The sequence below is a fragment of the Varibaculum vaginae genome, from assembly GCF_900604285.1.
In the GTDB taxonomy this organism is placed as follows: domain Bacteria; phylum Actinomycetota; class Actinomycetes; order Actinomycetales; family Actinomycetaceae; genus Varibaculum; species Varibaculum vaginae.
In genome coordinates, this window is record NZ_UWNY01000002.1 from 466,829 (window position 1) to 480,008 (window position 13,180).

Consider the following 13,180-nt stretch of genomic DNA (forward strand, 5'->3'; position numbering starts at 1 on the left):
GTACCCGAGCCGAAATCTATATCCGCTGATTCTACTTTTCCGGGAGATAAGCGTTGGTGTAGGCTCCTTCCACGTCCGCTAGGCTAGCGGTGGTGAAGCCGTTTTCGCTCATCCAATTGGTATAGGAACGTACTGTTTCTGCATCCATTTCTCCCCAGCGTCCCGAGGGCGCATGCCACGAGGGAGCCATATAGGCCAGGGATGCAGTCAATACATCCTCTTCACTAGCACACATAGTAGAAGCCATGATATCGACGGTTTCTGGCTGATTATCGCGAGCAAAATCGTATCCGCGGCTGGTTGCTGCCAGGAATGCTCGCACCTGATCCTCGTGGCTCCGCAGATAGCTTTCCTCCACACATAAGAAATAGGCGTGGTGGGGAGTAACCCCTACTTCATCGAAGGAGAGTTGCACGACCCCGGAGAAGGGTTTACTGCCCTGGTAAGCTTCCCAACCCAACACATTGAAGAGGGCGTCATATTTCCCCTTTTCAATTGCGCGAATATCCGGTTCGAATACTCCCGGATCAACGACATTAACTTTAGAAAAATCGCCGCCATCTTTCTCTACAGCTTCCACTACCATCTGCTTGAGACGTGCAACCGGCGGAATAGATACAGTTTTACCTTCTAAATCTCGAAAACGACGAATCCCGGTTTCCTCACGAGTAATTACCCCACCTAACTGGTTTTGATTGAAAGTAGCGACGGCTACGAAGGGGTGATCGCTATGTCGGGTCTCTAGCAATTCCCCTAATCTAATGGAGGCAAACTGGAACTCTCCTTTGGCGGCTAGTTGCGCCGGAGTTCCCCGGTCAAAACCATCCCATGAGATGTCAACATCTAAGCCTCCCTCTTGATACCAGCCTTTTTTACGAGCCACGAATAGACCCGCATGATTAGGCCAAGTAACTACATATTCCATGCGAATTCGGGTTAATTCCATTTCTACTCCCTATTTTTTTCTTTGCCCCACAGGGCACTTTCAATTTCTTTATAGGCTTTAACAAAATTCGGGGTGGTGCGCAGACCTGCCCCATGAATTAATGCATTAGCAGATTTCGGTGACTCTGTCGCTAAAAACTCTGCACGTTCAGGAAGCTCAATCTTAATATCAGCGATAATTCTACCCGGCCGCTCTGACATTACCAGTACCCGGTCAGCTAGGGTGGCTGCTTCGGCAATATCATGGGTTACCAATAGCAGAGTTAATCCTTGGGTATGGGTAGCTTGCCAGAGCCAACGTTGCATTTGCGAACGGGTTATTTGATCGAGAGCCCCGAAAGGTTCATCTAAAGCGACTAAGGTTGGTTCAGCCAGCATCGTGCGTAAGAAGGCTACTCGCGAACGCATCCCTCCGGAAAGTTGTGCCGGGTAGGCGCGGCAAAATTGTTGCAGCTCGAACTGGGTGAGGAGGGCACGGGCGCGCTCGCGGGCTTTCCGGCGAGGCACTCCCCGGATACGTAGCGGCAGAGCCACATTATCTTCGATAGTGTTCCAAGAAAATAACCCATCGCGTTGCGGCATAAGCGCAACCAGGGGATTCGGTACTGACCAAGAGATTTTTCCCTGATTGGGGGAGGTGAGACCGGCGATTATGCGCAGTAGGGTAGATTTACCACAACCTGAGGGACCTACCAGGGCAGTTACTGTTCCTTCACTGATGTTCATCCCCACCTGCTCCAGGGCGGTCAGTGGCGGGGTGGTAAATTTTTTCGTTACGGCTGATATTTCTAGTAGGCTCATTTTGCCTTCTTCCAGGGGATCAAGACTCGTTCAGCCAGTTCTACCAGCAGATAGGCTACCAAGGTCATTAGGGTCAAGATTCCAGCTCCAAAGAACACTAATTCTGTCCGGAAAGATCCTTGGGCGGTGAGTAGATAAATCCCTAAGCCATTTTCTGCCCCTACAAACTCGGCGGTAGCGGCGGTGGCCGGGCCATAGGTGACTGCTATTCTCAATCCGGTAATGAAATCTCCCATAGCAGCGGGCATTCTCAGATGGACGAAGATCCAGGTGGGGGAGGCTCCTAGGGAGCGTGCCACGTCAATCTGGTCACGAGAAGGAGCAGTAAGTCCTTTAGAAAAAGCCACGATAATCGGAAAAATCCCGAATAATGCTACGAGCAAGATTTTAGAGGTTGCGCCAAAACCGAACCAGATAATCAGCAGGGGAGCGATGGCCACTATCGGTATGGTTTGCGAGATTACCAACAGGGGCATAACTGCTTTTCCGAAAGTTTTCGCACTCCACAGGAAGAAAGAGATAACTACTCCGCAAATAATTGCTAGCGAGGTACCTGCCAATACTTCTAGCAAGGTTACTTGCGTGGCTAGCGAGGCCGCCGGCCAATCCTCTATCCCGGATCTAAAAATTACGCTGGGGGCAGGCAATAGCTTGGGGTTAACTTGCCCCAAACGGCAAATAGCTTCCCATAATGCCAGGGATAAAAGGACAAGGCCGACGGCGACTAGACGCGAGTGATTTTTCATTTACTGCTGGTCTTAGCTAGGAACTCGTTGGTTACTACCTCGGGGGCGGAAATCTTTTGCGTGTAGGGTTTTCCATCCCCGTCGTAAACTAGCTTTTGCTCGATAATGAAGTCCAGGTAGCTTTGCCACTTATTCATATCGGCATGGCCAACCCCTCCAGTGGCATCTGGCCAATACTCTTTAGATAATAATGCCTGTGAGGCCTCAGCTAGTTTTGAATCTAACTTTGCCTGCGGGTTCGCTTTGACTAAAATCTGGGCGGCTTCTTGTGGATGGTCAATAGCCCACTGGTAGCCTTTCTGGGTGGCTTGCACGAAAGCACGCACCAGTTTCGGGTCTTTCTTTATTAGCTCTTCTCGGGTAGAAATTCCCAGGAGAGCTGGGGTGGTGGGAATACCAAACTTTCCGTAATCAAAGTAGCGTAGCTTATACCCGCTCTGTTCGGCTTCAATCCCTTCCCAGGTAGATAGGAGTTCTGCAAAGTCGGCACGTTCTTGTTCTACTGCTTGCAGGGTCTGGGCGCCGGCGACTACTTTCTTGAATTCTCCTTTGCCACCGTCCTTTTGAATCAGCATCCTGGTGGCAATGTGTTGAAACCCGCCCCCAAAATCAGCGAGGGTTTTACCATCTAAGTCACGGGGACGTTGAATATCGGCTTTATCTAAAAATCCCACCATATAAGAAGATTTTGGTTGCAGGTTGAATACCATTTTAATCCCCAGGTTAGAGGCTTTTGCCGAGGCAATCGAGTCGGTTCCTGAGAACCCGAAATCGGCGCCTTTAGCGGCCATTACCGATTCCACGCCACTCTTAGAAAAAGGCACTACCTTTACATTTAATCCGGCTTCCCGGTAAAAACCTTTTTCTTGGGCTACGTAAATCCCGGTGTGGTTAGTGTTGGGAGTCCAGTCTAAAATAACCGATGTTTTCTTTACCTCGGGTGTTTTGGTTGCTGAATTTGATCCGGTAGAACACCCCGCCAGAGTTAGGGCTAGAGTGCAGGCTAACGCGGTAGCTATTTTTCGCATACTCTTTCTTTCGCTAGTTGGTTGATGATGGATAGATATTTTTTGCCTGGTTCGGTGAGGAACCATTGGCTATGACCCTGGAAACCGATGTTCCAGGCCCAGTCTTTAATCTGTGGCTCAATTGGAGCCAACAGGTCATACTCCATTGCTGTCAGGGAAAATTCGGCGTTGCAAAGCGCGATGAGAGCCCCGAGCATTTCGGTTTCAGCTTCTGTTAACCGCCAGATTTCACCGTAGCCACGTAGTAGATTTCCGGCCACTTCTGGCCAATAGCTATCAGTTTTACCTTCGGTAATACTGATCCAGTCGATACTGTGGCGTTCAAGTAGAACTGCCAGGTCAAAAAGTGGCGGATTCGGGCAAGCGAGCCCGAAATCAATGAGGGAAGATATTTCATTTCCTTCCCAAAAAGTATTGGAAACGTGCAAGTCGCCGTGGGTGAAATAGCGGGGGCTATTAGCCAGGGGAGCAAGAATATTGGCTAAAGGTCGCAAAGGCTCTAATGCGCCTGCTAGATCCAGTCTGCTTGCTTTCAGGTAGGAAGCAAGCACCGGATGGACGTTTAAGAAGTCTGCTAACTTCGGCAATGGGTCTCCCAGTAGGAGTTCTATCCTATTTTGATAGGGGGCGGGATCCAGGGGGTGCGATTTAATTTTTTGGCTGGCAATGCGTAGCCGCGCGGCTAAGCGCCCCATTTGTACGGCTTCTTCGCTAGTTTTGGGAGGTAGCCAGGAGCGTAGCTGGCGGTAGCGGTCTTGCCCCTGTGCTCCTTGTGAGGCTTCGAAGATCCATTCTCCCGCAGCTAGGGTGCTTTTCGCAGGGGTAAAGTAGAAAAACCGTGGGGTGGGAAAATTGTTTTCCGCGAGTTGATTAACGAAAGAGTGTTTAGCTTCCAGCTCGTTTTCGCTGACCAAATTGTGATGGTAGCGCTTTAAAAATACTTGCTTGCCGCTGGCGGTTTTTACCAGGCAGGCGGCGGCCATGGGGCGAGAAGAAGGAGAAAGACTCGCGATTCGCTCCTCGCGAAACTCGGGGATTTGAGTCAGGACTTCGGTAGCTTGACTAGCAGTTAGGGGTGGCCACTGGTTATTTACTACTTTCAACTGTTGTTCGCGATCCATCTGTGCCTCCTTATGTGCGCACAGGTGAACCAGCTCCCTGCGCCAGCATTATCTGGATCAGGTGTAACGGTCGAAGCGTTTTGCTTCCTCTCAGCTTGAAAGCTCCCGTGCTAGAAGTAGCCTACCAGAGGATCGGCGGATTTGGATTGCGCCCCCAAAATCCGGTAACGTGGTTTCAGTTCAAGGGCCATTGGCGCAGGGGTAGCGCGCTTCCTTCACACGGAAGAGGTCACTGGTTCGAAACCAGTATGGCCCACCACTAATAGTTATTTCTGCAGGTAAGCTTGCATTATTTTCGCCATCTCCACCTGGTCTCCCAGGGCGCATATTTCCCGGGCAGCATGCATAGATAGAATCGGTACTCCCACGTCAATAGTGGTGATTCCCAGAAGGGTAGCAGTCATGGGGGCAATAGTTGACCCGCAGGTGACGGCGTTGTTTGAGACAAAACGTTGGGTTTTAACTCCGCTCATCTGTGCCGCGTCCTCCCAAATATGCCAGCCTGCCGCATCGGTGGCGTAACGTTGTGAGGCGTTGAGCTTGAGTACCGGTCCGGCTCCCATCACCGGCCGGGTATCGGGGTCATGTTTTTCGGGGTAGTTGGGGTTTACCGAGTGGGCAACATCGGCGGATAGGCACGAGGATGCAGCCAACATCCGTTCAAAGGCTTCCACCCCACCCGTGGCGCGGGCACAGCGGCGCAGCACCTGTTCTAGCAGCGGCCCAGCGGCTCCGGTTTCGGTGTGGGAACCTACTTCCTCATGGTCAAAAGCCGCGCTAATTAATATATTTTCTCCCGGAAAATCTGTTTCAGCCAGTTTCAATAACGCCTGGGTGGAGCTATAGAGCGACAATAAATTATCTTGACGGGCTGAGGCTAGAAACTCTCTCTCAATTCCTAGCCGTTGCGGGGCGTGGGTATCGAAAGTATAAAGCTCGTGACTAGATATCTCAGCGGCACCGCTAAGTCCCGCTTCCTGGGCAACTACGTCCAGAATTGCGCGTGGGGATCCCCCTATATACCAGAGGGGACGCAGGTGTTGTTGTCGGTCAAGTGTAAGTTCGTTAGCTGATTCCCGATCTAAGTGGGGAGCTAGTTGGGGGATAGTAGCGATCGCTTGGGTACGCACCAAGTGGCACCCTCCAGAGCGGTCATAAATGATTCCGGCGATTCCTAGTTCTCGGTTTAACCAAGAGTTAGGGAGCATGCCTCCATAAACTTCTACGTTGAGCTGCCCCCAGCTATCAGGGCTGAAACTATCGGGGGTGGGTTTTAGTTTGAAAGCAGGAGAATCGGTGTGGCTACCGATAATCCGGAAACCTTTGGGGGAGGCTTCCGGTACAATCCAGGCAATGAGGGCGCCTTTACGGCGTAAATAATAGCGTCCGGGACTTTGTGGCCAAGCTTGGGTAGGGTCAACTGGTTTAAACCCCTGGGAGCTGTATATTTCGGTCAGAGTGCATGCGGCAAAAGTGGCGCAGGGAGAAGCGGAAATAAATTCAGTTAAACCTTGGGTGTAGGTTTCCAAATCAAAACTTGTCATAGTTTTATCTTAGGGGTGGGAGGGAAAAATTTTTCCTGCCCCGTATAACTCGGGTTAGTTTATTTCCCGGGGTTTCGCCTTTAGGTTGTGTTGGCGAGTGCCCTTGTTTTCTAGATGAACAAGGTGGGGTCGATAATCAGTTCGGCTGTCTTTTGCTGTTTACAACCTGGAGAGACTCGTGCCGGTACCCCGATGGCAGAACACCCCGCGGGAACATCGCGAACTACCACTGCATTGGCAGCGATGCGTGCATCAGAACCTACCTGGATAGGACCGAGCACTTTCGCGCCGGCTCCTACCATCACCCGATCCCCTAGGGTGGGGTGACGCTTGCCTTTAGACATAGACACCCCACCCAAGGTGACCTGGTGAAATAGTACGCAATCGGTGCCGATCTTGGTGGTTTCCCCGATTACCACCCCATTGGCATGGTCGATGAACAGGCGTCGCCCTAGGCGAGCTCCGGGGTGAATATCTACTCCGGTATAGCTACGTGCAATCGAAGAAACTATCCTGGCCAGTAATTTGAAGTTTTTCTTAAACAGCATATGAGCCAAGCGATAGGCCCAGACTGCGTGCACCCCGGGGTAGGTTAGCGCTACCTCCAGCCTGTTGCGGGCAGCCGGATCCGAATTAATAGCTGCTGCTAGATCCTCTTTACACAGTTGAATTAAAGTCGGTTCCGGCTCCGCCATTTTTAGCTCCTAGTGCATCAAATCTTTAAACAGTGGGGTACTTAGGTACCGTTCGCCAGTATCGGGCAGTAAAGTCACTATACGTTTACCTTTCATATCAGGGCGCTGTGCTAAACGCAACGCTCCCGCCAAGGCTGCACCGGCAGAAATCCCCACGAGCAGCCCCTCTTTTGCGGCGGCTTTTCGTGCCATTGCGATAGCGTCCTCAGTTTTAACTGTGAGTACCTTAGTTAGCACCGAAGAATCCAAGATATCGGGAACAAAGTTTGCCCCGATTCCTTGAATCCCATGTGCTCCGGCCTCTCCCGTAGTGAGCAGTGCAGATTCGGCAGGTTCGATTCCGAAAATCTGGATGTCGGGGTTTAGCTCCTTTAGGCGTCGGCCTACTCCGGTAACAGTGCCCCCGGTTCCGATTCCGGCAATAAAAACATCAACTTTGCCGTCGCTATCTGCCCAGATTTCTTCCGCCGTGCGTTTGTAGTGAGCTAAAGGATTAGCGGGGTTAGTGAACTGGGAAGCCAAAATAGCTCCTTCCCTTTCGGCTACCACTTTTTGGGCGGCATCCACGGTGCCTTGCATTCCTGCTGCTGCCGGGGTCAGTACCAGTTCGGCTCCGAAGGCACGCATCAGGGCGCGGCGTTCTTTAGACATGGATTCGGGCATGGTAATTACCACTTTGTAGCCGCGGGCAGCTCCCACCATCGCTAGTGCCACCCCGGTATTTCCAGAGGTAGATTCCACAATCGTGCCGCCGGGTTTTAACTTTCCGGAGGCTTCGGCGGCATTTACCATGGCTAAAGCAACCCGGTCTTTTACCGAGGACGCAGGGTTGAAAGATTCAACTTTAGCGATTACTTCGCCGGAAAAATCACCTGGCAGCAGGTGATTGATTTTAACTAGGGGAGTATGGCCTACTAGTTCGGTTACATCTTTCGCGATATTCATATTTATCCTTAAAAAATTAGTGGTGAGAAATGCTGGAAAGCCAGCTATAAAAGATTTAGGGACGGGGCATAAAAATGCTTTGTTGCCCCGAGGGACAACCCGCGCCTGAGCGGTCGGCGGGGTGTCCCTAGATACATAGACGACAGCTAGAGACGGCGGGAAAACACATTTGCCTCTCCAATCTGTCGGGAAAACTTTGCTGCTTCAAGTTGTAACATCTTCGGTTTTAGGGGTGCAACTTTTATGCGCACAGTAAAATTTGGAGATGGCGGCTGGAGAATAAAATGCTCCTATCTGGGGAATAAATAACCGCGGGGTTAAAAATGATAGCAGCGTTACTTTCTTGCCTAAGCAAGCTAACGGCAAGGTCTGTTAAAGATATTTGGCGGGGATGCGATTATTCTGGTAGTTCGCAAGTAATATCCGGTGCCATCTGTACGCTGATTTCCCGCCCGCTAATGCTCGACAAGTAGCTTTCAATCTCTGATTGGGTGGTCTTAGGCCGGGCAGTAAAACGCAAGGTAGCATCCTGGGCAAAGTCACGCGCGAGGATCTGGTAACCGTTTTGGGTCAGTTTTCCCTCAATCTTTCCGGCTTCCCCGATTGGTAAATGTAGCCGGTAGGAAGGCTGGGTAACGATTCGTACGGTTTGAGCAGCCTCCAAAACCTGTTTCACTGCCTGGGAATAAGCTCGTACTAGTCCGCCGGTTCCCAGTTTTGTACCCCCGAAATAGCGGGTAACCACACAGGTTACATTGGTTAATCCTGATTCTGTTAGCACCTTTAGCATTGGGTTCCCGGCAGTTCCCGCGGGCTCCCCATCATCGCTACTGCGGGTAGTGTCTGGCCCAGTATCCTGGTGGATAAGAAAAGCGGTGCAGTGGTGGCGGGCGTCGGGAAACTCGCGGCGAACCTGGGAGATAAACTCGCGGGCGGCCTGCTCACTATCAGTACGTGCTAGGGAGGAGATAAAACGGGAACGTTTAATCTCGCTTTCGCTACGAGCAGAGCCATAGATAGTGCGCATAGCTTGATCCTATCTATTTCCTAAGCGGGGGAGGATAATACCTTTTAGGTTTAACGCAAGCATGCCTTAGGAAAAACTGCTTTTCTTTCTGTGTGTAACTTGAAATAGAGTGCTCGCGAGGCAAATCACATGGTTGAAACTGGAATCTTTCCGCCATAAATGGCACAGTTATAGAGGTTATTTTGTATTTGTATTAGGTAGAGGAGTCCGTGATGGCAGTACCAAAGCGCAAAATGTCTCGTGCGAATACCCGCACTCGGCGGTCTGCTTGGAAAGCCAAGGCACCCCAGCTTACTACGGTCAAGGGCAATGATGGACGTTCCTATGTGGCACCTCGTCACCTGACCAAAGCGGTAAAGCTGGGACTGTACAGCCCGGCAGACGATTTCGAGTAAAACTCGAATTTAAGAAAAAGCCCCTAGCAGATTTCCTGCTAGGGGCTTTCGTTTATGGTTTTAGGTTTTATGCTTTCCTAAGGAAGATCCCTCGGAGGATACCGAGGGATCTTCTGTCTTTCACGTTCCTTAGCGTAGGGAAGTACCTTTCTTCAGGAGTTTAGCGGTGAGATAACCCGCGACTATCGTAAGGATGGTGGTGACGAGTAGCCACCAGATCGAAATTACCGGTGGCTCCACGATCTGGGGGTCATTGGAGGGAAGTACCTGGTCGAAGAGGGGGCTTCCCCAATCGAAAGAGATAAACGGGGCGTTGGGGGCAAAAAATATCATCTGTCCGGGGACTGCAAGTAGTAGGAAGCTAATAATTTGCATTCCCACGTAGAGTAGCACCGCCACTAGTATCGGGCCGCCAATTTTTCCAAACCGATCCAGGAAAGGTCTAGCGTTGCCAGCAGTAACTATGAACTGGTAGCAGAAAACACTGACAATGGAGGATAGTAGTAGGGTCGTTAGAACCAGAAAAGCTACTTGCCAGACCTCTGTGGTTGTGAAGAAGGATTTAAGACCGGAGCCAGTAGCGTCACCCAAAAACGCAGCTGTGATCAACAGTAATCCTCCGCCAAAAAACAGTAGTGCAAAGAAGCACAAACTTAAGAGGTTGAAGATACTTTTTGCCCAAAATAGCTCGATAGGACGAGCCGGGATCGACATGGTGAAATACCCGGTTTTTCCATACATAGAACGGTAATAATGAACCAAAAGGATTATTGAATAAACCAGGTAGGCGGCTAGCAGTCCTAGGAAAGCTAGAAATACTAGGAAGATCCCGATGCCGTTACGTAAGATCACCATGGCTATCGCAGATAACAGGACGGTACCTATTGCCACAGCTACAGTGATTCCTAAGGGTTTACGTAGCGCCAGGAAATCATGTTTCATTATTTTAGTAATCATCGGTACATCCCCCTAAAGAGTCCATCCAGACTGGTTTGATAGGTGCTGCGGAGTTGATCTGCGTCTCCGGTTAAAAATACTTGTCCTGCGGACATGAATACCGCAGTAGAGACTATGGATTCCACGTCGTTAATCAGGTGGGTCGATAGCAGCATTACTGCCTGAGGGTTAAACCGGGAAATAACTGCCCGCAAGATCACGTCCCGGGCCGCTGGATCGACTCCGCTAATGGGCTCGTCTAGCAGATAGACGTGCGCATTTCGCGACATAATTAGCGCGACTTGTAGCTTTTCGCGCATACCCTTGGACATGGCAGATAGCTTCCGGTCGGCTGGCAGACGGAAAAAATCTACCATTTCGTAGGCTTTCGCGGAATCGAAGTCAGTAAAGAAATCCTGGTATTGGCGGATTGCGGCGCGCGGGGTGAGATTGTCTGCCAATAATGAGCTGTCGGGTAGGTAGGAGGTAAAAGCTTTGGTCTCGGCTCCGGGAGTTTTCCCGAAAAGCCGGACTTCTCCCTCGTAATCCTGCATTACCCCAGCCAAGATTTTCATTAGGGTGGTTTTTCCGCACCCGTTTGGCCCCAGGAGCCCGACTATGCCCCCGCTGGGCAGGGTTAAGTTGGCGTTGGTCAGCCCGATCTGGGAACCGTAGAACTTCGACACCCCCTTTATTTCGATAGCGGGAGGAAGTGTCTGCGTTTGCGTATGCTCGTTTGCAGGGGTCACCCCCATAAATTGCTGGGGGCTTTCGTCCGGCCTGGAAGCCGGAGGCGTTGGGAACTGATTTAACTGATTTTCAGTCATGAGATTTTCCCTTCTTCCATTGTTTTTCTACTAAGTCGAGTGTTTGGGGTAGGGTAGCGCCAGCTTTTTTCATGGTGGCGGCGAACTGGTTGGCATGCTCCAGGAATATTTTTTGGCGAGTAAGCCAGATCTTGTCCTGGTCTTGGGTTACGAATCGTCCGGCGGTGCGCTCTGATACTGCCAGTCCTTCGCGCTCTAGTTCTGATAGGGCGCGCTGTACCGTATTCGGGTTGGCTCCTACCATTTGCGCGAGGTCGCGCACGCTGGGAATCTTGCTCCCTGGCGGCCAGCTTCCAGAAGTTATCCGACGAGAAAACTCATCACGCAATTGGCTCCAAATTGGAATTGCTGAGTTCAGTTCCATGTCCCCTCCTTTCCGTTTCTGTATCAATGTAGTAATACAGTAACTTTATTGGGGTGGCTGTGTCAAGCGGCTAATACAGATTTGTTTTTCGGTGGGGGGTGAACTGGGGTAGGAATAGGAAAAATCCCGCGACATACGCGGACATATGTCGCGGGAGATCGCAGAGTCGGGGCGACAGGATTTGAACCTGCGACCCCCTGCTCCCAAAGCAGGTGCGCTACCAAACTGCGCCACGCCCCGTCAGTTTTTTTTCTGACCTCTAATAGGTTACACTGTTTTTCGCGGCTTCCGTTAACTCGAAGCGAAAGCCACTTGCGAGTGTAGCTCAATGGTAGAGCCCCAGCCTTCCAAGCTGGTCATGCGGGTTCGATTCCCGTCACTCGCTCCACTTAGACGTCGGATTTGATAAGTACCCTTTTGCGTTAGCGAGTATCGCTTAGGGGGGTGTGAAAAATCGCTTGCCTTAGCGGGTTTGGGTTTTGCGTTACCTAGTGTCATGTTTTCCCTGTTCGGATAGGATTTTGGGGTTTAACTCGCTAACGGAGATGAAAAATGGCCTCCCTGACTCGCAAATAACGCTGTTCTAGCTGTGTCGGTTCGAGTCTGGTGCTCTAGCCGTGTTTAGGGTGTGGGATTAAAGATTGACCGTTATTTCTTTCCCGGTTCTAAAAATGAACCGGATTTGGTTTGCGCCGATGATGGCGTGGTCGATTAGGGCGTTCCATTGACAGGGCTGGAAGTGCTCGATGGGTTTGTTAGCTAGCGGGGAGTAGGCGGTTTTGATCGCGGTGGCTTTGGCGTTTTTAGCTGCTATCTGCGCGTCAATGGCGTGTTTTTCTGCGAGTGTTTTCTGGTATTTCGCGTCTAGTTGGGTGTATTTGGCGAGGTATTGTTCTTGGTCTTGCGCTCGGCGTTGATTCTCTCCGATCAGCTCTTCGATCTGGTTGGCAAGAACGCGGATCTTGTCATCTAGGCGGCTGGATTCTGCCTCGAGCTGGTTGGTATTGAACATTTCGGTGATGGCTTGTGGTAGGTGATCTTTCCCGCGATAGTTTTTAGAGAGCTGGCCCAGTGCGGAAAGAAACGCGGTCTGTATTTGCTGATCACGCAAAGTAGCGGTCTGGCAGGGACGGGGATGGTCGTATTTGTGGTTGCATCGCCAGATCGTGTGTTTGTATTTAGTGTTGGATGCCCAGGTTTTGCGTCCGTACCAGGATCCGCAATCTGCGCATTTTAGGCGGCTGGAAAATAGTCCGATTTTGGCGGTGTTGGTCGCGTGGCGGGTGGCGAGTTCGTATTGAACCTGGTCCCAGACTTTCGGATCGATGATGGGTTCGTGGTTGCCGGTCACGTAGTACTGGGGGAGTTGTCCTTGGTTTTCTTCGATGCGTTTGGTTAAAAAGCCAGCAGTGAACGTCTTCTGTAAGAGCGCATCTCCTTTGTATTTTTCGTTCGACAAAATGGAGCGCACGGTTGAGGTAGACCATTTAGTTTTACCGCGAGGAGTCAAAATGCCACGGTGCTGTAGTTCTTTGCGGATTTCGGTGATCGACAAGCCAGACAAGAATAGCTGATAGATCAGGCGTACGGTTGGTGCCTGGGTTTCGTCGATGACTAGGTTGCCGTCGGCGCCTTTCTTGTAACCCAGTAGTGAGGAGTATGGCACCATGACTTTTCCGTTAAGCTCACCCTCAAGACCATTCAAAGTCGCCTGGGCGTTATTGAGCTGAATCTGCCAATTCTTCGTTCGAGAATCATTTTCCCCAAAACTGGTAGCCGAGTTATCAAGAGCGCTCTTAAGGGTCT

General features: G+C 50.9%; 14 protein-coding genes, 3 tRNA genes and 1 riboswitch. Of the genes, 3 read left to right on the forward strand and 14 right to left on the reverse strand.

The genetic code is table 11. The annotated features are described in order from the left end of the window. Window positions 1-31: 31 nt before the first annotated feature. From EFB02_RS07880 to EFB02_RS07900, 5 genes are read right to left on the reverse strand one after another with little or no spacing between them, the layout of a single operon-like run. Complete coding sequence (locus tag EFB02_RS07880; RefSeq protein ID WP_122821019.1) at window positions 32-946, reverse strand: ABC transporter substrate-binding protein; 915 nt, start codon at window positions 944-946, stop codon at window positions 32-34. Window positions 947-948: 2 nt separating this feature from the next. Beyond that, window positions 949-1,746 carry an ABC transporter ATP-binding protein gene (locus tag EFB02_RS07885; RefSeq protein WP_122821020.1) on the reverse strand — a complete coding sequence of 266 codons (798 nt, stop codon included), beginning with the start codon at window positions 1,744-1,746 and terminating at the stop codon, window positions 949-951. Then, entirely contained in the window at window positions 1,743-2,492 is a 750-nt protein-coding gene (locus EFB02_RS07890; protein WP_122821021.1) for an ABC transporter permease, read from the reverse strand. The genes EFB02_RS07885 and EFB02_RS07890 overlap by 4 nt, the downstream gene beginning before the upstream one ends. Beyond that, window positions 2,489-3,520, reverse strand: a complete 1,032-nt coding sequence (locus EFB02_RS07895) for an ABC transporter substrate-binding protein (RefSeq protein WP_160115399.1) — start codon at window positions 3,518-3,520, stop codon at window positions 2,489-2,491. Before EFB02_RS07895 ends, EFB02_RS07890 begins: the two co-directional genes overlap by 4 nt. Continuing rightward, window positions 3,508-4,641 (reverse strand): phosphotransferase enzyme family protein, encoded by a 1,134-nt coding sequence (locus EFB02_RS07900; protein WP_122821023.1) that lies wholly within the window; start codon window positions 4,639-4,641, stop codon window positions 3,508-3,510. The genes EFB02_RS07895 and EFB02_RS07900 overlap by 13 nt, the downstream gene beginning before the upstream one ends. A 17-nt stretch (window positions 4,642-4,658) precedes the next feature. Next, window positions 4,659-4,760, reverse strand: a riboswitch (TPP riboswitch). Window positions 4,761-4,825: 65 nt separating this feature from the next. On the opposite strand from EFB02_RS07900, the gene EFB02_RS07905 reads away from it, so the two are divergent. Beyond that, a tRNA-Val gene (locus EFB02_RS07905) sits at window positions 4,826-4,900 on the forward strand. Window positions 4,901-4,907: 7 nt separating this feature from the next. Here the strand turns inward: EFB02_RS07905 and EFB02_RS07910 are convergent. The 4 genes from EFB02_RS07910 to EFB02_RS07925 form a co-directional block, all read right to left on the reverse strand. Continuing rightward, entirely contained in the window at window positions 4,908-6,185 is a 1,278-nt protein-coding gene (locus EFB02_RS07910) for a M18 family aminopeptidase (RefSeq protein ID WP_122821024.1), read from the reverse strand. Window positions 6,186-6,295: 110 nt separating this feature from the next. After that, a complete protein-coding gene (gene cysE, locus EFB02_RS07915) occupies window positions 6,296-6,880 on the reverse strand; it encodes a serine O-acetyltransferase (RefSeq protein WP_122821025.1) in 585 nt (194 codons plus the stop codon). A gap of 9 nt (window positions 6,881-6,889) precedes the next feature. After that, complete coding sequence (gene cysK, locus EFB02_RS07920; protein WP_122821026.1) at window positions 6,890-7,825, reverse strand: cysteine synthase A; 936 nt, start codon at window positions 7,823-7,825, stop codon at window positions 6,890-6,892. Window positions 7,826-8,222: 397 nt separating this feature from the next. Beyond that, window positions 8,223-8,852, reverse strand: coding sequence for a YigZ family protein (locus EFB02_RS07925; RefSeq protein ID WP_122821027.1), 630 nt, complete (start codon window positions 8,850-8,852; stop codon window positions 8,223-8,225). A gap of 212 nt (window positions 8,853-9,064) precedes the next feature. Between EFB02_RS07925 and rpmF the strand changes: the two genes are divergently transcribed. After that, on the forward strand, window positions 9,065-9,247 hold the full coding sequence (gene rpmF, locus EFB02_RS07930) for a 50S ribosomal protein L32 (RefSeq protein ID WP_071128449.1): 183 nt from the start codon (window positions 9,065-9,067) through the stop codon (window positions 9,245-9,247). A 129-nt stretch (window positions 9,248-9,376) separates the two neighbouring features. Here the strand turns inward: rpmF and EFB02_RS07935 are convergent, their stop codons facing one another. The 4 genes from EFB02_RS07935 to EFB02_RS07950 all read right to left on the reverse strand — a co-directional run bounded on the left by EFB02_RS07935 (window position 9,377) and on the right by EFB02_RS07950 (window position 11,614). Beyond that, window positions 9,377-10,204, reverse strand: a complete 828-nt coding sequence (locus EFB02_RS07935; protein WP_122821028.1) for a hypothetical protein — start codon at window positions 10,202-10,204, stop codon at window positions 9,377-9,379. Further along, window positions 10,201-10,938, reverse strand: coding sequence for an ABC transporter ATP-binding protein (locus EFB02_RS07940; protein WP_122821065.1), 738 nt, complete (start codon window positions 10,936-10,938; stop codon window positions 10,201-10,203). Before EFB02_RS07940 ends, EFB02_RS07935 begins: the two co-directional genes overlap by 4 nt. Window positions 10,939-11,002: 64 nt before the next feature. Further along, on the reverse strand, window positions 11,003-11,374 hold the full coding sequence (locus EFB02_RS07945) for a GntR family transcriptional regulator (RefSeq protein ID WP_122821029.1): 372 nt from the start codon (window positions 11,372-11,374) through the stop codon (window positions 11,003-11,005). A gap of 166 nt (window positions 11,375-11,540) precedes the next feature. Further along, window positions 11,541-11,614 (reverse strand) — tRNA-Pro (locus EFB02_RS07950). A 74-nt stretch (window positions 11,615-11,688) separates the two neighbouring features. Here EFB02_RS07950 and EFB02_RS07955 point away from each other — a divergent pair. Beyond that, window positions 11,689-11,762, forward strand: a tRNA-Gly gene (locus EFB02_RS07955). 246 nt (window positions 11,763-12,008) lie between these two features. Here EFB02_RS07955 and EFB02_RS07960 read toward each other — a convergent pair. Next, window positions 12,009-13,180 (reverse strand): recombinase family protein (locus EFB02_RS07960; protein WP_122821030.1); only part of this gene is annotated, 1,172 nt, incomplete at its 5' end.